Source organism: Candidatus Ryanbacteria bacterium CG10_big_fil_rev_8_21_14_0_10_43_42 (genome assembly GCA_002793915.1).
GTDB lineage: Bacteria > Patescibacteriota > Minisyncoccia > Ryanbacterales > 2-02-FULL-48-12 > 1-14-0-10-43-42.
Window position 1 is genome coordinate 95920 of sequence record PFEF01000005.1, and the last position, 23975, is coordinate 119894.

Annotated in this window: 23 protein-coding genes; 19 read left to right on the forward strand and 4 right to left on the reverse strand. The window is 42.5% G+C overall.

The features are described 5' to 3' along the window. Positions 1-35 precede the first annotated feature (35 nt). The 4 genes from COU90_01995 to COU90_02010 are packed head-to-tail and all read left to right on the forward strand — an operon-like array spanning position 36 to position 3932. Entirely contained in the window at positions 36-773 is a 738-nt protein-coding gene (locus COU90_01995) for a hypothetical protein (protein ID PJE64589.1), read from the forward strand. A gap of 9 nt (positions 774-782) precedes the next feature. Next, a complete protein-coding gene (locus COU90_02000; GenBank protein PJE64590.1) occupies positions 783-1031 on the forward strand; it encodes a hypothetical protein in 249 nt (82 codons plus the stop codon). Continuing rightward, positions 1006-2406: an SAM-dependent methyltransferase gene (locus COU90_02005; protein ID PJE64591.1), complete on the forward strand. Its 1401-nt coding sequence runs from the start codon at positions 1006-1008 to the stop codon at positions 2404-2406. The genes COU90_02000 and COU90_02005 overlap by 26 nt, the downstream gene beginning before the upstream one ends. Continuing rightward, a complete protein-coding gene (locus COU90_02010; GenBank protein PJE64592.1) occupies positions 2403-3932 on the forward strand; it encodes a hypothetical protein in 1530 nt (509 codons plus the stop codon). Before COU90_02005 ends, COU90_02010 begins: the two co-directional genes overlap by 4 nt. A 45-nt stretch (positions 3933-3977) precedes the next feature. On the opposite strand, the gene COU90_02015 is transcribed toward COU90_02010, so the two are convergent. After that, positions 3978-4898, reverse strand: a complete 921-nt coding sequence (locus COU90_02015; protein PJE64593.1) for a hypothetical protein — start codon at positions 4896-4898, stop codon at positions 3978-3980. 2 nt (positions 4899-4900) lie between these two features. Then, the gene (locus COU90_02020; protein PJE64594.1) at positions 4901-6169 is read right to left on the reverse strand and encodes a hypothetical protein; all 1269 of its coding nucleotides are present in this window, start codon (positions 6167-6169) and stop codon (positions 4901-4903) included. Positions 6170-6215: 46 nt separating this feature from the next. On the opposite strand from COU90_02020, the gene COU90_02025 reads away from it, so the two are divergent. The 12 genes from COU90_02025 to COU90_02080 all read left to right on the forward strand — a co-directional run bounded on the left by COU90_02025 (position 6216) and on the right by COU90_02080 (position 19050). Beyond that, entirely contained in the window at positions 6216-6971 is a 756-nt protein-coding gene (locus COU90_02025) for a hypothetical protein (GenBank protein ID PJE64595.1), read from the forward strand. 47 nt (positions 6972-7018) lie between these two features. After that, positions 7019-8017: a GDP-mannose 4,6-dehydratase gene (gene gmd, locus COU90_02030; protein PJE64596.1), complete on the forward strand. Its 999-nt coding sequence runs from the start codon at positions 7019-7021 to the stop codon at positions 8015-8017. Beyond that, positions 7992-8939, forward strand: coding sequence for a GDP-fucose synthetase (locus COU90_02035; protein PJE64597.1), 948 nt, complete (start codon positions 7992-7994; stop codon positions 8937-8939). The genes gmd and COU90_02035 overlap by 26 nt, the downstream gene beginning before the upstream one ends. After that, entirely contained in the window at positions 8917-10323 is a 1407-nt protein-coding gene (locus COU90_02040) for a glycosyl transferase (protein PJE64598.1), read from the forward strand. Before COU90_02035 ends, COU90_02040 begins: the two co-directional genes overlap by 23 nt. Next, positions 10323-11672, forward strand: a complete 1350-nt coding sequence (locus tag COU90_02045) for a hypothetical protein (GenBank protein ID PJE64599.1) — start codon at positions 10323-10325, stop codon at positions 11670-11672. Before COU90_02040 ends, COU90_02045 begins: the two co-directional genes overlap by 1 nt. Positions 11673-11701: 29 nt before the next feature. Beyond that, positions 11702-12448, forward strand: coding sequence for a hypothetical protein (locus COU90_02050; protein PJE64600.1), 747 nt, complete (start codon positions 11702-11704; stop codon positions 12446-12448). Then, complete coding sequence (locus COU90_02055; GenBank protein ID PJE64601.1) at positions 12445-14256, forward strand: hypothetical protein; 1812 nt, start codon at positions 12445-12447, stop codon at positions 14254-14256. The genes COU90_02050 and COU90_02055 overlap by 4 nt, the downstream gene beginning before the upstream one ends. A gap of 25 nt (positions 14257-14281) precedes the next feature. Continuing rightward, positions 14282-14674, forward strand: coding sequence for a hypothetical protein (locus COU90_02060; protein PJE64602.1), 393 nt, complete (start codon positions 14282-14284; stop codon positions 14672-14674). Beyond that, complete coding sequence (locus COU90_02065; protein PJE64603.1) at positions 14658-15932, forward strand: hypothetical protein; 1275 nt, start codon at positions 14658-14660, stop codon at positions 15930-15932. The genes COU90_02060 and COU90_02065 overlap by 17 nt, the downstream gene beginning before the upstream one ends. Before the next feature lie 160 nt (positions 15933-16092). After that, complete coding sequence (locus COU90_02070) at positions 16093-16797, forward strand: glycosyl transferase (GenBank protein PJE64604.1); 705 nt, start codon at positions 16093-16095, stop codon at positions 16795-16797. 100 nt (positions 16798-16897) lie between these two features. Next, the gene (locus COU90_02075; GenBank protein ID PJE64605.1) at positions 16898-18271 is read left to right on the forward strand and encodes a hypothetical protein; all 1374 of its coding nucleotides are present in this window, start codon (positions 16898-16900) and stop codon (positions 18269-18271) included. Beyond that, complete coding sequence (locus COU90_02080; protein ID PJE64606.1) at positions 18268-19050, forward strand: glucose-1-phosphate cytidylyltransferase; 783 nt, start codon at positions 18268-18270, stop codon at positions 19048-19050. The genes COU90_02075 and COU90_02080 overlap by 4 nt, the downstream gene beginning before the upstream one ends. Here the strand turns inward: COU90_02080 and COU90_02085 are convergent. Beyond that, positions 19047-20084, reverse strand: coding sequence for an alkene reductase (locus COU90_02085; GenBank protein PJE64607.1), 1038 nt, complete (start codon positions 20082-20084; stop codon positions 19047-19049). The genes COU90_02080 and COU90_02085 overlap by 4 nt on opposite strands. Before the next feature lie 143 nt (positions 20085-20227). Then, positions 20228-21130, reverse strand: coding sequence for a hypothetical protein (locus COU90_02090; GenBank protein ID PJE64608.1), 903 nt, complete (start codon positions 21128-21130; stop codon positions 20228-20230). Between the two features lie 319 nt (positions 21131-21449). Between COU90_02090 and COU90_02095 the strand changes: the two genes are divergently transcribed. The 3 genes from COU90_02095 (at position 21450) to COU90_02105 (ending at position 23973) form a co-directional block, all read left to right on the forward strand. Further along, positions 21450-22181 (forward strand): hypothetical protein, encoded by a 732-nt coding sequence (locus tag COU90_02095; GenBank protein ID PJE64609.1) that lies wholly within the window; start codon positions 21450-21452, stop codon positions 22179-22181. Positions 22182-22346: 165 nt separating this feature from the next. Next, positions 22347-22952, forward strand: coding sequence for a hypothetical protein (locus tag COU90_02100; GenBank protein ID PJE64610.1), 606 nt, complete (start codon positions 22347-22349; stop codon positions 22950-22952). Between the two features lie 49 nt (positions 22953-23001). After that, positions 23002-23973: a sugar dehydratase gene (locus tag COU90_02105; protein ID PJE64611.1), complete on the forward strand. Its 972-nt coding sequence runs from the start codon at positions 23002-23004 to the stop codon at positions 23971-23973. Positions 23974-23975: the final 2 nt, after the last annotated feature.

Genomic DNA, 23975 nt, shown 5'->3' on the forward strand with positions numbered 1-23975 from the left:
AATATTTTTTACCTCTTTATAAAAATTTCTAACATATTCCCGTGGATAAAAAGAAAGAAAAACAAGATATCCAAGAAGAAGAATATCAATTTCCTTATCACTGGACACTTAGAAAGGAGTCTCGAAAAGGAGTCGTTTATTATGGGTATTATAATCTGGCTCTTGCGGCAGCTGGTCCGCTAGCAGGCAAGCGTGTTCTGGATGCGGGATGCGGGGATGGATATTTTACGAGGCTTATAAAAAAACAGGGTGCTGAGCAGGTAGTAGGCACTGACTATTCCGCGCGTGCTCTTTCATTTGCTCGCCTCCTTGCTCCCGGTATTGATTTTACCGAGGCTGACCTTATGCAGTTGCCTTATGAAGATGTATCATTTGATGTTGTATTTTTAGTAGAAGTTCTTGAGCATATTCCAAGTGATGGTCAGAAACATATAGTGCGGGAGTTGGCGCGTATACTAAAGCCGGGTGGTCTCTGCATTATAACAGTGCCATCTGTTCGTATGCCGGTAATTGAAAAACATGAAGAACATTTTACCAAAGAATCACTCGCACGTCTTTTAGAGGTGTATTTTTCAGTGAAGAATACGGAGGGGCAAGATCGGGGTGATTGGGTCGCGGATCTTTTTTGGATTTTTTGGCGGTTATGGGATAATCGTTTTTGGCGCATTAAGCCGCTTGTGGGTATTGTATTGCCGGCAATATATATGCGATTTATGAACGCGGTTTCTGCGGAGACAGGGCGGCGGCTTGTCGGTACGTTTCAAAAGAAGTAGTATGAGTATATGATTTTTTTGCTTATCAGTAGTATGGTAATCATCCCATTGTCGGCGGCAGCATATTTGGATCCGGGGACGGGAAGTTATATTTTTCAACTTCTATTAGCAACTGTACTGGGAGGTATGTTTGCCGTAAAAATATTTTGGCGGCGTATCATGGTTTTTTTCAGCGGATTATTTGGCAAGAAAAAAGAAGAAGGGGTATCGTTGGTAGATAATAATACTCATCATGAAGGAGAATCAGAGGGAGCGTAATGGGCGCATACAGGGTTCTTTTCGAGACCCGGACGGGTTTCTTTTTTTACGTGATAATGTTCTTTATCGGCAAGTGAATCAGAATGGTAAAGAAAAGTATGACCTGTTTATAAAATCAGGATTATACGATGAACTTACGAAGAGCACCATGCTTATTCCACACGATGAAGTATCGATATTACCAGAAACAGAAGAAGCATATATTATTATAAAACCGGTGCGGATTCCCCTGATTACTTATCCGTATGAATGGAGTTTTAGCCAGTTAAAAGACGCTGCACTCCTGACGCTTCGTATGCAGTACGTGGCGTTTCGACATGGTATGTCTTTAAAAGATGCAAGTGCCTACAATATACAGTTTTATAAGGGACGGCCCATCGGTATTGATACGCTTTCGTTTGAACCATATGCGGTGGGGAAACCGTGGGTTGCGTATCGACAGTTTTGTCAGCATTTTTTAGCACCCTTGCTTCTCATGAGTTATACGGATATTCGGTTACAAAGTTTACTTAGAACAAACATTGACGGCATTCCGTTGGATTTGGTAAGTCGCTTGCTTCCACGGCGCACGTGGACAAAGTTTTCCATTCTTTCGCATATTCATTTGCACGCACGTTATCAGCAAAGATACGCTGATGCGGGGGAGTTAGTAGTTCAGAAAAAATCGGAACGCGAGATACAATTAGCACCTCTTCTAGAAAACCTTTCTTCCCTGATTCAAAAACTGAAACCGCACGGGCAAAAAACGGAGTGGGCTACGTACTACAAAGAAACAAATTATACAGATACCGCGTTTGTAAAGAAGAAAAAACTGGTAGAGTCGTTTGTAAGGGCAATAGCTCCGCAAGTTGTGTGGGACATAGGAGCAAATACGGGTGTGTTTAGCCGCGTGGCGGTCAAGGCGGGTGCGGAAGTGGTGTCATTTGATATTGACCCTATTGCTGTGGATGTGAATTATCGTATGGTGCAGAAAGAGAGAGAGGGACATATTCTGCCGCTTACTCTTGATCTTACCAATCCAAGTCCATCATTAGGATGGTCGCATGAAGAACGTTTATCTCTTATAGCACGAAGTGCTAATGTTGATTGTGTATTAGCACTCGCTCTTATTCATCATTTGGCTATTTCTAATAATCTTCCGTTTGAGTACATAGCGGAATTTTTTGCCCATATAGCGCCTGTGCTTATTATTGAATTTGTGCCAAAGGAAGACTCTAATGTAAAGCGCCTTTTAGTAACACGGGAAGATATTTTCCCGCACTATACGAAGGAAGGATTTGAGAAAGCATTTTCTGCATTTTTTTCTCTTGAGGAATCAAGCTTTATAGAAGGAAGTACGCGTATTCTCTATCGCATGAAGCGAAAAGATATATGAAAATAATATCACACACAATATTATTTGCGCTTTATCCCATACTGTTTCTATTTGCCGAGAATACCGACGAGGTGGTAGTGGGAGATATTATAGTTCCCGCTATGTTGTCATTGGGGCTTACAGCATTAGTGTACGGCATCTCATGGTTATTGTATCGGGATTCTGGTAAGGCAAGTATTTTTACCTCGTTTTTTTTGCTATTGTTTTTTTCCTACGGACATATATTTGAGCCCGAAAATGGATTGTATTGGATACGGCACCGATATCTTCTTACGATATGGGTGGTATTATTTGGTGCTGGTATGTATGGATTATGGCAAACAACACGGAATACAAAATCATTTTCAGCCATACTTAATATAATTGCTGTCGTATTGGTAGCAGGTTCCCTTTTTCAAATTGGGAGTTACATGTTTAGGGTACAGAATATTTCTACAAATGGCGTGTACGCTCACCTTGATACAGCTGAACACACGAACGCTATAATTACAGCAAAAGAAAACACTGGTATACGGCCCGATATTTATTATATTATCCTTGATGCCTATGCGAGCGCTGATATACTGAAGGAAGTGGGATACGATAATACGGCATTCCTTGCGTTTCTAGAAGACAGGGAATTCTATGTGGTGCCTCATAGTTTTAGCAACTATTCGGCAACGCATCTTTCATTGGCGTCATCTCTTAATATGGATCATATTGCCACATTAAGTACTGAACCGGGTTTTGTTACAAAAGAAACAATTGACCATCGAACGCTTATAGAGGCAAATCGCGTCCGGCAATTTTTGCAGGAGCAGGGATACGAATTTATTCAGTTTAATTCTCATTGGCACGCTACGTTCAAAAACCGATTTGCAGATGAAAATGTAAGCGTAGGGTATATGCCGGAATTTTTAAATATTTTATACCAGACCACAGCGGTTTATCCTATCGGTGAAAAATTTGATGCATTTAATCCGCGCAATATTCAATATAGGCGCATCAAGAGTCACCTTGATTATTTGCCTGAAATAGCAAAGCGTGATGGCCCAACATTTGTATTTGCACATCTCATTGTGCCGCATCCGCCATATGTTTTTGATAGAAATGGCAATTTTATTCAAGATGAACAGGAAACGGAAGAAGAATTACGGATGGCGTACATTGAGCAGGTAATGTTTATAAATAAACAATTAGCAAGAGTCGTTGATGAAATTCTATCAGAATCAAAAACACCTCCTATTATTATTTTACAAGGAGACCATGGATCTCGTCTGGAAGATAAAACAGCAATCAAAAAAGAATCTGAACTCACCGACTGGTTTTTAAAAGAGCGGCTTGGCGCGCTGAATGCCTACTATCTTCCTAATGGAGGACAAAAAGCATTGTACGAAGGCATGACGCCGGTTAATACTTTTCGTGTTCTTTTTAATTACTATTTCGGCACGTCGTTTGAATTGCGGCCGGATGATAGTTATCTCGCGCCTCCATGGAGCGATGGATACGACATTATTAACGTTACAGAACAAATTCGAGAAAAATAAAAAAGCTCTGCTGTCAGAGCTTTTGTGACAGGATAACTATATTTGTCAAGATTTCCATGCGGATAAGTCTTTCCCAAGAAGGGATGCCAGTTTTTCGATATCGGCAGCATAGTAAGAGGAGAGTTGGGCGCGTATATCCGGCGTAAGTGGGGTATACGCTGTTTTTTTCTCACTTTTTGTGACAACGGCGCGGCGTATCGGATTATATAACACTCGCTTTATCGCATTATTAATATGTAGAAATTTCATAATGCGAATGATTATTCGCCCTATAGGATTACGCATGGCGTGTTCGGAGGTAATGGTAAATGAGCGTTTTAAGGTTGATGCTTTGGGTGCTGATGGATTTACTTCCAACACAAGGGAGGGAGGTATAAAGGAAGGGTTAATGTTAAGGAAGGTATAGAGATTTTTTATGAATAAAGCCGGTTTTTTTCGCATTTCTTCATAGATACCTATAAAAATTTGCTCGCGCGGGAATACTGTAAGGTATCGTTTTATATATTCGTAATATAATCCCGAGGCGAGGTACGCGTCATTTTTGATAAGCTTCTCAAATGGCGGATACGTTCTTCCTTCTGCCTTATGTAGGTACTGGGAATATGTTTGGTCTACGGGATTTCTGAGAAGAAGTACTAGCTTAATATTGGGGAAGTGTTTTTTAATGAGTTCCGGTGCCTCCGAATCGTAAATGTAATCAGTGCTCCATTCGCCTTTTATGATAGCGGACGCACAGTGAGTAAAATGGTTTTTGTACCATTCCATGCCTTTAGTGTAATTCCATAGATCAGGTCTATCTTCAAATGAAAACAGCATGAACCGCCGCCTGTTAAAAAAATGAAGTTCCTTTGGTTTCGATACACATGCTTCGGGATGTTCATCTACACATGCAGCAGCCCATGAGGTACCGCATTTGGGTGCTCCTATGCCTATGAAATCAAGAGTAAATTGATCAGATGAATTCATGGTTATTCTTTGAATTTAAAAATAATGAACCCTAATAATTGATTAATGGAGCGTCCAAGGATATGTCCTATAATAGCACCCCAGATACCAAACCAGGGAATAAGAGCGAATACGGCTACTATCTTAATAACCGGAGAGAGAATTTTGAATGCATATACATTCTTTATCGTGCCCTCTGCTTTTAAGATGACACCGAATATATTAAACGGATACAGTACTAATGAAAGGGCAAAGATTTGGGAAAGAAGAACGGATTCCGTATAGCGGGGAAACAGGATGTTAAATAATAAAGGAGCTACCAGAACATAAGTGAGTACTATAAGCGTGGTAATGGTAACAGCGCGGTATGTTCGGCGGGTTATTGTTTGTTTGAATGTATCCCATTCAGCCGGATTATCCATCTTACCGACAATTTTGGGGAACGCGATGTTGGGGATAATATCAAGAAATCCGCGAAGGCGCTGTACTGGCACGATAGCAAACGCATAAACAGCAACGGCACTCGGACCTAAGTAGGTGAACAAAAGGAAAGAATCAATATGACTTGCAATGGTAGATGGTATGTCAAGAAGACTTAAGTGAAGTCCGTAGCGGAGTGATGCCGGATCATTTTCTTCTGTTACTGGAGTAGTGCGGAGCGTAAGAAGAAAAGAAATAATATTAGGAATAGCGTAACCTATGGCATAGGCACCGATGAGAAGAAATAACCCTTCGGTATGAGAAAGTTCATGTATATAAAATGTTCCCACCGCAGATGCTATGAGTATGCCGTAGAATAGGTATCCGGCTATGTTTAAAAAAGTTTTTTTACGGAATTCTTTTCTGCCGTCTAAATATGCACGCCAAGTACCCAGTCCGTCTATAAATGGCGCAGCAAGAGCAATAACAAGGAGGCTTTCCGCAAGAGGAATATTGCCTTGGAGAAAAAAATAGAGTGCTGTACTGAATCCGCCGAGTGTTATAAGAAATGTAGAGAGAAAAATAATGCGAGCACTCTCGCGAAACGTACCCGCAAAACCGCGCGCAACGCTTCGAGTGAGTGCTAAGCTAACGCCGGGAAGTGCAAAAACACCAAGCATGCCAATGATGCTTAAAATATAGCGATAATCACCGTACAAATCTTTGGTAAGATAGCGTGCAAATATGATGGACAAGCCAAGCGCTATTATAGTTTGTACAATATTAGCAACACTTAGCCATGCGCTATTTTGAAAGATGTATGACGTATCAGTGCGCAGAAATCGTTCAATTGGTTTTGTTATTCTATCCATATAAGTATTATTACTCTAGCAAAATAAAGAGGCGTCTGCTACGTTAATGTATATGAAACCAAGTTATCGTGAATCACATAAGACAGAGCGGAAGAGTCGGATGTATGAAGAACTGGTCTATAAACAAGGATCATATGATGATATGGTCTGGCAGTATGAAAAGAAGCTTCTTGATATGGAACTTGCTCGTCTCAAGGAACGTGTGCCAAGTGTACTACGGTATCTTGATTTTGGATGCGGAACAGGGCGCATTCTTGGATATCTTGAAGAGGAAGTTGGGGAAGCTACCGGTGTTGATAATGCGGCTTCCATGTTGGCATATGCTCGTAATCAGGTAAAGAAGGCGAAACTTATAGAGGCAGATCTTACGGAACATGATGTTCTCGCGGGTGAAGAGTATGATTTTATAACGGCATTCAGGATATTTTTGAATGCAGAACCAGTATTACGGAAAGAAATGATGCGTGTACTGACACCAAAGATGCGTGATGAAAATAGTATATTTATTTTTAATATGCACGGTAATATATGGAGTCATCGTTTGTTTACAAAACTCTGGCTTACGTTGCGTGGGAGACGCCTAAATACGATTTCGTATTGGCAGGCACGGCGTTTTGCCGAAGCGCATGGTCTTTTTGTGGAACGTTGGTATGGGTTTGGGGTTTTGCCAAAAGTTTTTTATCGGTGGTTTGGCAGTACGCGTATGTATCGGTTAGATAATATGTTTGCCCGCGTACCATTTATGCGCTATATGGCATATGATCTTGTATTCGTATGCAAGAAAATAAGAAATCTTAAATGATTATTGTCAAGATGCGCATATAGTACTCATATTGTATCGTAAAGTATATGAAAAAGGCTCTTATCACCGGTATTACGGGACAGGATGGCTCATATTTGGCTGAGTTATTGCTTAATGAGGGATATGAGGTGCACGGTATCATACGCCGCGCCAGTACATTTAATACCGGACGTATTGATCATCTGTACCAGGATCCGCATGAAGACGGCGTACGTTTCTTCTTGCACTACGGGGATCTCGCCGATGGCAGTTCCATTAATCGTCTTATTCGCACTATACGTCCCGATGAAATCTATCATTTAGGAGCGCAGAGTCATGTACGAGTCAGTTTTGATATGCCGGAATACACAACGGATGTTGTGGCGGTAGGAACACTTCGCTTATTAGAGGCGATTCGTGATGCCGGACTTCCCAATACAAAATTTTATCAGGCGTCCAGCTCGGAAATGTTTGGGAAAGTAATGGAAACGCCGCAAAAAGAAACAACGCCGTTTTATCCGCGCAGTCCGTACGGAGCCGCAAAGGTATGCGCGTATTGGCTTACAAAAAATTACCGTGAATCATACAATATGTTTGCGGTAAACGGTATTTTATTTAATCATGAAAGTCCGCGACGCGGGGAGACGTTTGTGACACGCAAAATTACGCGTGCCATTGCGAATATTCTTGCCGGCACGCAGGACAAATTATATCTAGGTAACTTAGACGCTCGGCGCGATTGGGGATACGCGCCTGATTATGTGCGAGCGATGCATATGATGTTGCAACATACCGAGCCGGATGATTTTTTGGTGGCAACCGGCGAGACGCATTCTGTACGCGAATTTGTGGAAGAAGCCTTTGATCTTGTGGGACTTGATTGGAAAAAATATGTCGTTATAGACGAGCGGTATTATCGGCCGACAGAAGTTGATCTCTTGTTGGGGGATGCCACAAAAATAAAGGATACGTTAGGATGGAAGCCGTCCGTTACTTTTACGGATCTGGTTCGAAGGATGGTGGAGGCTGATACGGAAAAACATTTTCATGATCACGTTACCAGATAAACATATCGTTGTTACGGGAGGCGCCGGGTTTTTGGGGAGCTTTGTGGTGGAGGAATTGAGGCGGCAGGGTATTTCTCCAAAGCAGATTACGGTGCCACGGGCGCGGGATTACGATCTCCGGAAACGTACGCAATGTGAGCAGGTAGTGCGTAACGCGGATATTGTTATTCATTTGGCAGCAAATGTGGGCGGTATTGGTTATAATAGAGAGCATCCGGCCGAGTTGTTTTATGACAACCTTATCATGGGTACGGAGCTAATGGACGCGGCATTTCAGGCGGGCGTACAGAAATTTGTAGCGATCGGCACGATTTGTTCGTATCCTAAATTTACGCCAGTGCCGTTTAAGGAAGAGGACTTTTGGAATGGATATCCGGAGGAAACAAATGCGCCGTACGGCCTTGCGAAAAAAATGCTTTCAGTTCAAGCGGCAGCGTATCGAGCGCAGTATGGCTTTAATGTGATAAGTTTATATCCCGTTAATTTATACGGCCCACGGGATAATTTTAATCCAACATCTTCACATGTTATACCGGCACTCATAAGAAAATGCCTCGAAGCGCGTGATCAAGGAAAATCTCATATAGACGTATGGGGATCGGGTCAGGCTACGCGAGAATTTCTATACGTGGAAGACGCTGCACGTGGAATTGTTCTGGCGGCAGCGCAATATGATAAGCCGGATATCGTAAATTTGGGAGCCGGCCGGGAGATTTCTATTCGTGATCTTGTGCATATAATTGCGCATTTATGCCAATTTAAAGGAGAGATCCAGTGGGATACATCAAAACCTGATGGCCAGCCACGGCGTATACTGGATGTAAACCGTGCAAAAACAGAATTTGGGTTTACTGCAGATACATCATTTGAAGAAGGGCTTATGAAAACAATTACATGGTATGAACAAACAAGAGCATATTAATTATTTCGATACCATCGCTCCTAAACGGGATGAATGGAAGAAGCGCAACTGGTACTACCATAAAGCGTTGGTTGATTTGATGCGTTTTATTATTCCCGAAGAAAGCACGGTTCTTGATATTGGGTCCGGAACGGGGGACTTACTTGCATCGGTGAAGCCAAAACGGGGCGTTGGAGTTGATATTAGTCCGCACATGATAGAAATTGCTGGAAGAAAATATCCTACGCTTGAATGGCGGCGGGATGATGCCGAAGCACTCTCTCTTAATGAGAAATTTGATTATGTTATGCTCTCGGATACGATCGGGCACGTGGAAGATATAGAACGTGTATTTCATAATCTTCCAAACGTGACACATTCGGAAACACGCATTATTATCACACATATTAATTATTTCTGGGAGCCCATGATGTGGCTGGCGGAAGTATTACATCTGAAAGCGCGCCAGCCGTTGCAGAACTGGATATCACCACATGATGTAGAAAGTATGCTCCACCTTGCCGGGTTCGAGATAGTAAAACAGGGACGTCGCATGATTATGCCGGTATGGATCCCGCTCCTGTCAGTATTTTGTAATCGCGTACTGGCGCATCTCCCGCTATTGTCACGATTAGGGATTATTCAATATGTGGTGGCGCGTCCGGCACCAAAAGATAGAAAGGAGTATTCCGTATCAATTATAATTCCGGCGCGTAATGAGAAAGGGAATATAGAGCGCGCTCTTGTGGAAATGCCTGCTTTTGGATTATCGCAGGAAATTATTTTTGTCGAAGGAGGTTCAATAGATGGTACGCTTCTGGAAATAAAGCGCGTGGCAGACGCCTATGCCGAAAAATATACGGTGCGTTATGCGGAGCAGAACGGTACCGGAAAAGGAGATGCTGTACGGAAAGGGTTTTCTATGGCCACGGGTGAGATGCTTATGATATTGGATGCTGACCTTACGGTGCGCCCGAAAGATTTGCCAAAGTTTTATGAAGCTCTCGCTACGGGGCGGGGAGAATTTATTAACGGATCGCGTTTGGTGTATCCGTTGGAGAAAGAATCAATGCGGTTTTTGAATATTTTGGGGAATAAATTTTTTAGCATAATGTTTAGCTGGCTCTTGGGACAGCGCATTAAGGATACACTTTGCGGCACAAAGGTACTTCTTAAGAAAGATTACGAACGTATAGCCGCAAACAGATCCTACTTTGGAGACTTCGATCCGTTCGGCGATTTTGATCTCATTTTTGGATCAGCGAAACTAAATTTAAAAATGGTAGAAATCCCCATACGGTATCAGGCACGTACGTATGGGAGTACTAATATTCAGCGATGGAAACACGGTCTTATTCTTCTTAGAATGGTGGTATTTGCCATGCGTAAGATTAAGTTTCTATAATGCAAAAACTTTTTCAATCGCCGCTTCGGCTGTTCATTATTATTCTTTCCCTAAAGATTCTTTTTGTGGTGGGTGTTGTATTCTTTTTTGGAGCAGATCGCCTTCTTTGGGGAGATGCGCATCTTTATATTGATATTGGTAACAATATATTTTCCGGGAACGGATTTTCTAGTACATCATCCGATGGTACGTTTTATCCTAATATATTACGCACACCGATTTATCCGGCGATAATAGGTTTCTTTAGTACTTTTTTTACGCATGGTCTTATTATTGTTGCTCTAGTGCAAGCAGTTATTGCATCCGCCGCCGCTATCCTCATCTACCTTATTGGGCGATTCTTTTTATCACCCGGCTTTGCCTTACTACCGGCACTTTTGTTTTCCTTTGAACCTCTTCTTTCCGTTCTTCATGTTCTCATTCTTCCCGGGACGTTACATCTCTTTTTTATTCTGGCCTTTACCTATTTTTTCCTATGTTTTCTGGAAGGAAATAAATGGCAGTATATTATATTTGCATCAGTTGCACTGGGGATTTCTGTGTTAGTAAAACCTATCTCCGTGTATCTCTTTGTAGTTCCTGTTGGCATAATGCTTTTCTATAAGAAGGCTTGGAAGCAGAGTTTTATTTTTCTCGGCTTATTTTTTCTTCTTCTGTCTCCATGGATAGTGCGTTACCACGCAGTAACAGGATCTTTCGGCGTGAGCGCCAATGATAGCAATAATATCTGTGGGTGGGGATTGGGCGGAGTTCTTGCTATGGAGCATCGCATTGATTCAAGTAATTGGGCGGAAATCTGGGGAACGGAAAACTATTCCTCCGTAAGCGCGCGATGCACGAGCAATAGTGAGGCGGTGTATTTGTTTCTTACAGAATATCCGACAGCGTTCATAAAAACGATGGCACTTGCGGCGTTTTCACTTCTTACCAATGAAGGATATACTGTTTTATTTGAAAAGCCATCCGATGAGCAGATAAAAATACATCATAATTATCTTACACCGGCGGTGCTTACTAATACTGATTGGCAGCAAAAAGTGATGGCGGCATGGCAGGAGTTTTCTTGGGCGGAAAAAACGATTATTATAGCGGGAAAGATTTTTTGGATGGTAATTCTTATAGCGGCAATCCTCGGTGTATTTTTTCTTCTGAAAAATCGTACCACCCGTATGACGGGATTGCTATTTTTTCTTATGGTGGGATATTTTGTTGGAACGATTGTTGTCAGTACGGCATTCGGCGTGAGTGCGCGTTTGCGGCATCCGATTGACCCCTACCTTTTGATGCTTGCTTCTTATGGTATATATTATGGAGCAGGCAGGGAAAAGAGTCAGAACAATAGCATATGAATATAATGTCATGGCTGCAATTACCGGAAATGAAAAATGCCTCACAAATAAGTGATGCCGCGTTAACGCTCTTGCATGGGCGTATCATAAAGAAAAAACCGTTTTTAAAAAAGATATACGAAGATTTTTACAAGGAACAAAAAGAAAAAATTCCCGCTATCGGAAAACAGCCGGTTATTGTAGAACTGGGAAGTGGCAGTGGGTTTATAAAAGATATTATTCCCAATACTATTACGTCGGATGTGTTAGAGCTTCCCGGAATAGATATGCAGTTTTCGGCACTCCAGATGCCATTTGCTTCATCCTCGGTGGATGTTTTCCTTATGTTGAATACGTTTCACCACATTCCGGATGCCGAAGCATTTTTACACGAGATGGAGCGCTGTCTTAAAAAAGGGGGCCGTATCATTATGATTGAACCGGCAAATACATTGTGGGCGCGTTTTATATACAAGAATTTTCATCCGGAACCATTCGATCCCTCTGCCGGATGGCGATTTCATAGTAAGGGACCGCTTCTGTCAGCGAACGGAGCACTTCCTTGGATTGTGTTCTTACGCGACCGGGCGCGCTTTGACAAAGAGTATAAATCGTTTAGAATAGTAGCGTTGCGTATGCATACGCCATTTCGGTATTTGGTGAGTGGCGGGGTCTCTATGCGTGGATTATTGCCCTTATTTCTCTACCCTGTTGTAAAGGGTGTGGAATATCTGCTGATGCCGCTTTCCGGTTATATAGGCATGTTTATTACCATTGAAGTCGAAAAGATAGAATGAATATTTTGGGTATATCAGCGTTTTACCATGATTCTGCCGCCTGTCTCCTGAGGGACGGCGCTTTTGTTGCAGCAGCTCAAGAAGAGCGATTTACCCGTAAAAAGCACGATCAGGATTTTCCCCGACGGGCCGTTGCTTATTGCTTAGAAGAGGCTGGTATTACAATCGAAGATATTGATTACATAGCTTTTTATGATAAGCCGTTTCTCAAATTTGAGCGCATCTTGGAGACATATCTTTCTTATGTTCCGCGCGGCATCCAGTCATTTCTAAAAGCGATACCCGTTTGGATGAAGCAGAAACTTTGGATTAAGGACATTATTGCAAAAGAATTAAACTATACCGGCACGATACTATTTCCGGAACATCACGAATCTCATGCGGCATCTGCTTTTTTTCCATCTCCTTTTGCGGAAGCGGCCATTATTACGGTCGATGGCGTGGGAGAATGGGCAACGGCGAGTTATGGAATAGGGGAAGGCAACACGATACGCATTATGGCTGATATACAATTTCCCCACTCGCTCGGCCTCCTCTACTCAGCGTTTACATACTATACCGGATTTAAGGTGAACGCGGGGGAATACAAGGTTATGGGTCTTGCTCCGTACGGCGATCCTGTTTACAAAGATATTATTTATAAACATCTTATAGATGTAAAAGAAGATGGATCGTTTGCTCTTGATATGAGCTATTTTAATTTTGGCGCCGGCCTTACTATGACCAATAATAAGTTCCATGATTTATTTGGCGGTCCGCCATGCGTTCCAGAATCGAATCTCACACAACGTGAAATGGACTTGGCGCGGTCCATTCAGGAGGTTACGGAGGAAATTATGCTACGTATAGCGCGTCACGTGCACGCCGTAACGGGAAAGAAAAAATTATGTCTAGCGGGAGGTGTTGCTTTAAATTGTGTAAGTAACGGAAGACTTCTCCGTGAAAGTCCTTTTGAGGACATATGGATTCAACCGGCGGCGGGGGATGCCGGCGGTTCTGTCGGGGCTGCGTATATTGCGTGGTATCACTATGCGGGTATGAATCGCCGGAGCAATGAAGAGAACGACGCCATGAACGGATCATATCTGGGACCTCTTTTTTCGTCAAAAGCTATAGAGGAATTTTTAATTGCAAATAGCATTCCATTTCATAAATTAGGTGCGCGGGAATTGTTGGAACGTGTTAGTAAGCTTCTTTCCGATGGAAATATCGTAGGATGGTTTCAAGGCCGTATGGAGTTTGGTCCCCGTGCGCTCGGCGCGCGTTCCATTTTGGGAGATGCGCGATCTCCCAAAATGCAGTCGGTAATGAATCTCAAAATAAAATTCCGCGAATCATTCCGGCCATTTGCACCATCCGTTCTTAAAGAGAGAGCAAGAGCATATTTTTCTTTGGAAAAGGAAAGTCCGTACATGCTTTTTACGGCCGTGGTAAACACTGAACGGAGAACTGAAATGTCAGAAGAGGAGCGGCAGCTGTTTGGTATTGATAAACTTCATACGGTACGATCAGACATACCGGCCGTTACGCATGTGGATTATTCGGCGCGTATTCAGACGGTAGATCAAAAAACAAATACGCTGTATCATGCTCTTCTATCTCAATTCGAAAAAGATACAGGGCACGGCCTTTTAGTAAACACATCTTTTAATGTGCGCGGTGAGCCGATTGTTTGTACGCCGGAAGATGCCTATCGATGTTTTATGCGTACGGAAATGGATTATCTAGTATTGGGACCGTACATCCTCGACAAGAAAGAACAAAAGAGGAAGACTCATTATAAGCAAGAAGAATTCGCACTGGATTAATAGTATGATTAGGGAAGAATTAAAAATGATTGAAAGCAGTGATGCGGATGTGAAAAATTTCTGCAGGGTTATCGGCATTGTCTCTGCTGTAATAGGGGGGTGGCTATTATGGCATGGCGATGAGTACGCCCTTCTTTTGCTAGGCGTGTCTTTTATTCTTATTGTAGGAGGCATTATTGCACCATGGGCATTGCGTCCTTTACAGAAGCTTTGGATGGCAGGGGCTATCATACTGGGATGGATTATAACGAGGATTATTCTCGCCATTCTTTTTTATGGCATTGTAACCCCGATAGGTGTGGGAGCGCGTTTCTTAGGCAAAAGGTTTCTTACGGGAATAAAACGGGAGGAGCAAACGAGTTATTGGGTTATGCGTACGGAAGACGTAACAAAAGAAAAATATGAACGGCAATTCTAAGCAAGCAGTTTTCTTTTTTATTTTGGGAATAATAACAATTTCTTCAGGTCTTTTTTTCAATGAATGGCTTATCGCCCATTGGATTAGTTTTAGCGGCTCTCTTAAAATATCGGATCGTATTATTATATGGGTGATTGATATTCTCTTGGTTGTCGGCGGCGCTATTTTGTTGCGGCACAGAAACACGATTCATATTGGAAAGGCGGAATTTTTTCTCTTAACGGGGACGCTTGTATTACTGCTCGTTTTCAGTGAGGGTGCGGCGCGCATAATAGACAATGCGCACGGCGGAGATTTTGCCGCTAATAAAGCGCGGGCCGAACGCCCTATCATTCCATTTCGTATGTTCGGTCCTGTTCTTTATGAAAAAACAAACGAAGGAATGGAAATTATAGGGCGGCACGGCGAGCGGTATCCGTTTGAAAAAGGAGAAGATACCTTTCGTATTGTTGCATTGGGAGGGTCAACAACGCAAAACCGTATCAGTGGTATACACTATCCGTTGGTACTGGAACAACTTCTTCAAGAACAATTTCCGGAGAAAAAGATAGAAGTTATTAATGCGGGTAATTCCGCCTATGCAACACCGCACCTTATAACACTGTTGTCGTTAGATATTATATCGTGGAACCCCGACCTTATTATTGTAAGTGAAAACATCAATGATCTCACAGTGTCTTATTTTCCGGATTTTTCTCTTGATTATTCAAATAAATATAAGAACGAAACGTTTATTCCTTACCCGTCTCGCCTGCAGGCGTTGTTTGGATGGTCGCGCTTATACTGGATTATGCGAAGTAGAAAAGAAGCGCTAACATTCCGACTATTGGAAACAAGTAATGCCGTGTATAACAGGAAATCATATGGAGATCAGGCACCGGAAGAAGGAAAAGCAGTGTTTAAACGTAATCTTGATACTATTGTTGATGTAGCAGAAGCACATGCCATACCGGTTATTCTCGCTACCCAGCCGCTCGAGCCGTCGGAAGAATATTGGGACCGTCATATGCGGTATAAGACATACAATACGATTACGGTATATCCGCTTCATAATGAATTTGTATTGCACCACAAAGATTTTAACGCTACGATCAAAGAGGTGGCAGAAGAGAAAGAAGTATTTTTTATTGATAATGATGCGGTGTTTGGCGGGGAGAGGGAACTTTTCACCGATTTTGTGCATTATACAAAGGAGGGGGTGGAGGTTTTGGCGCATTCCTATTTTGATTTTATAACAGAACGCAATATTATACGGTAATATGTCAAAATTTTCGTTAGCAAAAGAGTTTTGGGATTTTCTGAAAGTACGCAAAAAGTGGTGGCTGGTTCCCATTGCCGTATTTCTTTTTTTGGTGGGCGCTCTTTTAGTTGTAACGCAGGGATCGGTTTTAGCACCTTTTATTTATACGCTGTTTTAAATGAAGATTTCGATTATTATCCCTACATACAATGAAGAGCGTACCATACGCGAGGTTGTTCATGCCGTAAAAGAAGCATCATTTGGTTTTGAAGCGGAGCGGGAAATAATCGTGGTGGACGACGGATCTATGGACGAAACACGTAACATTTTATCTTCCCTCGAGGATATTATTGTCATACAGATGAAGTATAATCGGGGAAAGGGAGCGGCTCTTAAGAAAGGGTTTGAAAAAGCGACGGGAGACATTATTCTTATACAAGATGCAGATTTAGAATACACGCCAAAAGATTATCCAATACTCTTAAAGCCGTTCCGGGAAGGAGGAGCCGACATTGTTTATGGATCACGGTTTCGAGGAGAGTCCCAGCGTATGCTTTATTTTTGGCATTTTATGGGGAATAAGTTTCTTACGCTTCTTTCCAATATGTTCACTAATTTGAATCTTTCGGATATGGAAACAGGATTTAAGGTATTCCGAAAAGAGGTGATAATGGACATTACACCAAAATTGATGTCAAAACGTTTTGGTATTGAGCCCGAAATTACCGCCCGCATAGCACATAGTCCTAAAAAATGGCGCCTCTATGAAGTGCCCATTAATTACTACGGACGCACATATAAAGAAGGAAAAAAAATTGGTTGGCGGGATGGCATAAAAGCCATTGGTGCGATATTTTATTTTAATCTTATAAATAGAGTGTGAACAGTTATTGCTTGCAGAGACAACATGGTATTGGTATCTAATTGGGTGATTAGAAATTTTCTATCGTGATGCAGCGTGGGAGGGTATAAAATATATTGTCATGATAAATGGTGATTGGAGAATTTTTGTAGTCTTAATGATGTTTGCTGTTGCGGGAAGCATTATTATTGGGGTTACAGGAAAAACGTTAACACTTAATTCGTTTGATGAGTTGCGTGATGATGCAGAGGTTTATAATGACCAGGCGTTTGCTTTACTGGATGAGCATACGCTAGGCGAGAGTTTAGGGAACTTTAAGAAGCCACCTGGATATTCTCTTTTCCTTACCATACCGTACGGACTTTTCGGTAGGCATCTTACGGTTGCATGGGTAGCACAAGTATTATTGTTTATTGGAGCTTTATTCATGTTGTGGCGCATGAGTAATATGCTGTTTGACAGGTGGGTAGCGGTAATGCCGCTACTGGGGATATCATTTTTTTGGGGCATTACTTTTTATGTATTTAAAATGGAATCAGAAATCCTTGCCTTGTTCCTCGTAACACTGCTTATATATACTTTGTTTTGGAAATGGAACGAAGATGTATTCTGGAGGAAGACGGTTGCGTGTGGGGCAGTTTTTGCTTTTCTTGTTCTGACGAAACCGATTTTTTTATATGTGGTCCCGATTATTGTCTATTTTCTTGTGCGGGATACATGGAGGAGAGACTATAAATGTGCAACTATTCACGCAGCAGTTTTTATAACTATTATTGCATTAGCGTCTGGTGGCTGGATGATACGCAATTATTTAACAACGGGGGATTATCAAATAGAACAAAATACCGGACATATTATATGGGGGCGCGGAGGTGTTGCTGAATTATCTACCCGTGAGGTTGTCGCATATACTACAGCTTCGTTATTCGGAAATCTCGTAGCAGACTATGTATTTCCTGGCTACGCTGAATTTCCGGTGCCGTCTGCTAATCGGCGTTATATTATTGATCGTATTCATGCCATGAGAGATGACGGAGTCGCCGATCATGAAATTAATGCCTTTTTTCTTGCCGGGGGGGTAGAGAAGATACGGCAAAATCCGATTAAGTATATTGTTACTACGGTACCGGGCATTTTTGAATTAAATGCTCTTGTTAATCATCGCGGATTTTCTCTCGTACATGTATTTATAGGAACACACGAAGAAATCCCCCGAGGTGTTAAATTTGCCATCATAGGCATGCTTCGTACCGGATGGCTCTTATTTCTTGGTGTAGCGGTATATGGCATGGTACAAGCATGGAAGTCTTATGATAGGCGGTGGCATGTTTTTATCTTTCTCGTACTGTACGTAAATATTATTTATGCACTTATTATAGCGCCTGTCGAACCACGGTTTTTAGTGCCCGTTTTGCCGTTTTATTTCCTCTTTTTTGTTATGGGAATACATGCTATTATCGAAAAATTAACAAGAAGAAAAATGGTATCCATATGAAAGTAGTAATATTATGCGGGGGTACGGGAACACGCCTCAAGGAAGAAACTGAATATAAGCCGAAGCCACTTGTTATGGTGGGGGATCAGCCTATTTTGTGGCATATTATGAAGCTCTATTCCCATTATGGCTTTAATGATTTTATTCTCTGTTTGGGATACAAGGGCGATATGATAAAAGACTACTTTCTAAAATACGACGAACTCGCTCACGATTTTACGCTAAAGCTTGGTACGGGAGAAAAGCAAATTATCCATCACGAGAAAAAAACACCGAATTGGAACATAACCTTTGCAAACACGGGACTTGATTGTATGACGGGGAGTCGTATCGCTCGTATAAAGAAGTATATTGATCCTGATGAAGAGTTTTTCCTTACGTATGGAGACGCAGTCGCGAATGTAGATATAGAGAGTCTATATCAATATCACAAAGAAAAGGGGAAAGCTGTCACGGTTACGGGCATTCAGCCGCCGAATCCATTTGGTATCATTAAGGCGGAGGAAGGCATTGTAAAAACATTTGTCGAAAAGCCGCAGTCAGTGGATTGGGCGAATGGCGGATTTTTTGTCTGTAACAAAAGTATATTTAACGAGCTTTCTCCGGAAGGGTCTATGGTTTTCGAAGAAAAACCGCTCCGTACCGTAGCGGCACGGGGAGATCTCGCAATCTATCAGCATAATAATTTCTGGCACTGCGTTGATACGTTCAAGCACTTGGAAGGACTAAATGCTCTCTACAACAAGGAAAGTCGTCCATGGATGGTATGGGAAAATTAATATAACGTACTTCTCATACTGTTATCAAACGGCACCAGCGGGTCGCCGTTTTTTATTTTATGTACAAAATCGGGGTTTGCAAGAATAAAACGCCCGTACGTTACGAGATCAACTAACCCATTTTCAAGTTCTTTATGAGCATCTTCCAATGATAAACTCGCACCCGCAAGAATAGTATGAGGCCAAAGAGGGCGCACCATACGCACGATTTTTCCGGATGTTTCGTGATAATTACTGCGGGCACAGCTAATATCCAGCATGCGAAGACCAATTGTATTAAGTTGGGGTATTAAATAGGAGATCATGCCTTCCAAATTCGGCCATTCATAAAGACCTCCCATGTCGCGGGACGGGGAAATACGAAGCATGGTACGTTCCGGCCCGGCAACATCCAAAACTGCTCTCACAACTTCAAGCCCGAAGCGACTCCTGTTTTCCATGGAATCCGCACCGTACGCATCTGTTCGCTTATTAATACGTGTATCAAAAAACTCATCAATTAAGTATCCGTGTCCTCCGTGTATTTCAACGCCGTCAAAGCCCGCACGAAGCGCATTTTTGGTGGCTGTTCGAAACATATCAATGATATCGGGAACTTCTTCTTGTAAAAGTGCGCGCGGTGTGGGGAATGGCTCTTGTAACCCCGGAGCATTACCTTCCGCTTGTACGGCGGATGGCGCCACGGGAAGTTCGCCATTTAAGTAGGTCGGATGCGATATGCGCCCACAATGCCAGAGTTGACAAAATATTTTTCCGCCTGCTGTATGTACGGCATTAGTAACTTTTTTCCATTCCTCGATTTGCTTCTCGGTATAAATATGCGGCACATTGGGATAGCCGTCTCCGCTTGGGTGAATAATGGTGCCCTCCGTTAAAATAAGCCCTACATCATTAGCGGCACGGCGCTCATAATACGCGCGCATATCATCCGTGGGACTATGATCTTTATCGGCAAAGTTTCGTGTCATGGCGGACATGACGATGCGATTTTTAAGGTCAAGGCCGTTTTTGGAATAGGGGGTAAAAATATCCATAAACAAGAATTAAGAATAAAGAACTACAAAATATTGAAGGAATAAATTTTAAAATCGTAGGTTGGGGCGGCCGAATTTGCTTTGCAAATTTGGGGTTAAGCGATTTTCAAAATTTTATTCCTGAAATGTTTTGTAGTTCTAGATTAGTTAAATAAGTCTTTAAAATAATCGTGTTTCAAGTATTCTTCCAGCGCTTCCCGCCACGGCCGCATCTTATCTAATCTTTCCTGTATAAGGCGCTTATTTTCCATCTCGGCATATTGGGGACGGCGCGCGTTTTCACGTGTTTTCCTTTCTATATCGGCGGCAGAGACTTTTATTATCTCTATCTTGTTGCTAAGCCCAAAAACATCCACCATGGTCACCGCCACGTCAAAGAATGATGCCTCGCCTTTGCTTGCCATGGTATATATGCCTTCTTTGCCTTCTTCCAACAGCAAAACGGAATTACGTGCCAAGTCTTCCGTGAATGTCGGTTGCCATACACGGTCGCCCACTTCAATGGTGCGTATTTCGTTATCGATGCATTTCCGTAGGTGCTTTGCAAACTTGCCGACAAAGTTTTTATCTTTCTCATCGCCACCGAAAAATCCGGCCATGCGGACAATGAGTGCATGTGGAGCCATTGCGTATACTATTTGTTCCGCATCCCATTTCACCTCGCCATATACCGATAACGGATGCGGTACGGTAGTTTCCGTGATGGGGGATTCGGCACCGTCAAATATTAAAAACGATTGTGGATAAAAAAGTCTGGCTCCTGTTTGCTTGGCTAATAGTACGATATTTTTAGTGCCTTCCACGTGGCTTTGAAAACACGTTTTCTGATTCTCCTCACAAAAATCGGCATTCACAATGCCGGCGGTATGAATAATCCAATCAGGCGCGTGTTCTTTCTCGGCGAGTACGGCATCTCGATTAGTAACATCAAGAGCCGCATGATCCAGTGCTCGTACGGCATAATCCTTGCCCGCAAGAATATCGACGAAAGCTGATCCGAGCATACCGCTCGCTCCCGTAATAAGCACATTTTTAGGGGAATTCATACTATAATCCTATGGGAAAAAGCACTATATGTCCATGTAATTCAGTAGTATGACGTATGCGTTTTTAGTAACCAGAGCTCTTGTATTTTATAGAATATATTGTACAATTTCTTCGAGCGATTTTTAGTAATAACCTTTAACAAAGGAGGTGAGTGGTGGTACGCCACAGAACTTAATCCAGAGCTTGGAAAACCCAAAACCGCATGACACGCATTGGTTCTCTGAATGTCCGTCCAATATGGTTGATATTCAAAAGGACTATGCGCCGTACATTAATGAGGCGATCAGAACATCGGGACTCTAAGAAAGGAAAGACGGGATGTCATACAATGATCAGCCGGCAGTAACGGAACTCACGTCAGAGGAGCTTCAAACCTATTTGGCTCTTCAGAAAAAAGTAGGATGGCAACGTACCGGAACAGAAGTGTTTGAGTCATTTTTCGGAATTTTGCCAATGGTACCATTCGAATGTGCCGTTGTTCGTTATATTGACGGCGAACCTTGTGTTCTCTTGTGGCATAGGGACGATGAACACTACACGGGATGGCATATGCCGGGGAAATATCTCTTGCGGGGCGAGACGGACGAAGAGGGTGTAAGGCGTGTTCTCAAAAATGAAGCAGATTTGGAGCTTACTTCTTTTGAATTTATACGTCACTTCAATACGCGCCCCGAGTCTGGAGACGTGCCCCAGCATCAACAAGCGCTTTTCTGGCTTTGCAGGGCAGAGGGTGAGCCGACCGTTGGAAGGTTCTTTCCGCTTACGAAACTGCCGGAGGATATTCTCGGGCATCATCGGCGGTATGTTGATCATTTGCGTGCGTATTTGATGAGAGACGAGCGCTTGAAGTCAGATCATTTTTTCCGCGACCATGATTTTAAGGCACATGAAGGAAAATGGTTTGTGGCAGTGGATCGTTTCGCTGGTGAATCAAAGGAGTGGTACGTAGATTCATCAGAATACGATACACTAGATGCGGCAATAGAAAAGTATAAGTCAAACAGAGAATACTCTTCTATTTTTGATGACCTTGGTCACCAAATCTGCTAGTTGACGTGATTTTTTTACTCTAGTCGAATACTCAAACGGAACCTCGGTTCCGTTTTTTTATTACGGCACACAAACGTGTATATACGTTCTTGTATAATATTCTTGCCGTCTTTGATATTTTTGCGTATAATGCGTTCGACAAATGTTTCATAAGAGGAGGCTGTAATGGAGCAATATGCTATTTTCTGGATAGCAAATGGATTTGATCCGGGTAATGGAACAACAACTGATTCTTTCTCTCGTATTGCATTGAATCGTGCTTCAGATAGGTTTAAGAATCTGCAAAGCGATGATAATGTGGTGAAATTTGTTATTGTGCGTTCCATAGTAATGTCAGGCGAAGGGACAATTTTATGGAATGTACTTGAAGCAGAAGCAAAGGAATACGCTGACATTCCTGAAGAAAGTATTGTTGTTACCGAAACAGAAACAACGGGTTCCACCACAGATGGTCTTGCTATTACCAAGTATGCATCAGAACACCCCGACACGTTCATTGAAGTGTTTACCGCGTCTCCACAATTTCGGGATTATGTCGATGTTATGTATCGCGCTGTAGCACGATGGGTTGAGGGAAGACGAAGTAATTTACCCATGAAGGTATTTAGTGCAGTCACGATTCCCCATTGGAAGAGCCGGTTGTTGTATCGGGTACTTTGGGGCATTACGGCGTGCGTATCAAAGAGCGGATTTCTCTTTATTATATGGTACAATTTGTTAAATACTATCTACAAAAGGCGCCTTACGCATTTCGAGAGAACAATTTCATGACGCAATATAACGGTTGAAAGACCGTTATTTTTATTGTAGAGTAACTCCCATGCAAGACGGCTATTGGGCGAGGAAGAATGTGTTTATAACCGGCGCCGCCGGCTTTTTGGGTTCGTGGCTCACGAAGTTTTTGGTGGATGCGGGTGCTGATGTGACCGTTCTTTTGCGGGATGTTGTGCCGGGCTCTAATCTCTATCGGAATGGATATGTTCATAAAGTGAATATTGTGCGTGGGCAACTGGAAGATTACTTTGTTTTGGAGCGGGCTTTGGGAGAATATGATATTGATACTGTTTTTCATCTGGGTGCACAAACACAAGTGGGTATTGCGAATCGGAATCCGTTATCCACATTCGAATCAAACATTAAAGGAACATGGAATGTACTGGAAGCGGCGCGTCGAAGTCCTTTAGTAAAAAAAGTGATCGTGGCGTCATCCGATAAGGCATATGGCATCCATAAAGAACTTCCCTATACGGAAGAAGCGCCTTTAAAAGGATCGCATCCGTATGATGTTTCAAAAAGTGCGGCGGATCTTATTGCGCGCACATATTACGAATCATACGGATTACCGGTTGTCATTACCCGGTGTGGTAATTTTTATGGCGGCGGGGATACTAATTTTAACCGCCTTATTCCGCAGACAATTCGTCATATCTTAAATAACGAATCCCCTATAATTCGATCCGACGGCACATTCATTCGCGATTATTTCTATATTGAAGACGGCGCGCACGCGTACATAGAACTTGCCGAGAAAATGGACGATGAGCGCATTCATGGACATGCTTTTAACTTTAGCAACGAATCCCAAATGACGGCACTGCAAGTGGTGGAACGTATTGCGTCCCTCATGCAAACTCCGCTTAAGCCAACCATATTGGGAGAAGCAAGCAATGAAATTCCGCATCAGTATCTTTCAGCGGCAAAAGCACGCAGTATGCTTGGCTGGCAACCGCGCTTTACGTTTGATCAGGGTCTTCAAAATACGATTGCGTGGTACAAGGAATTTTTAAATTAGAG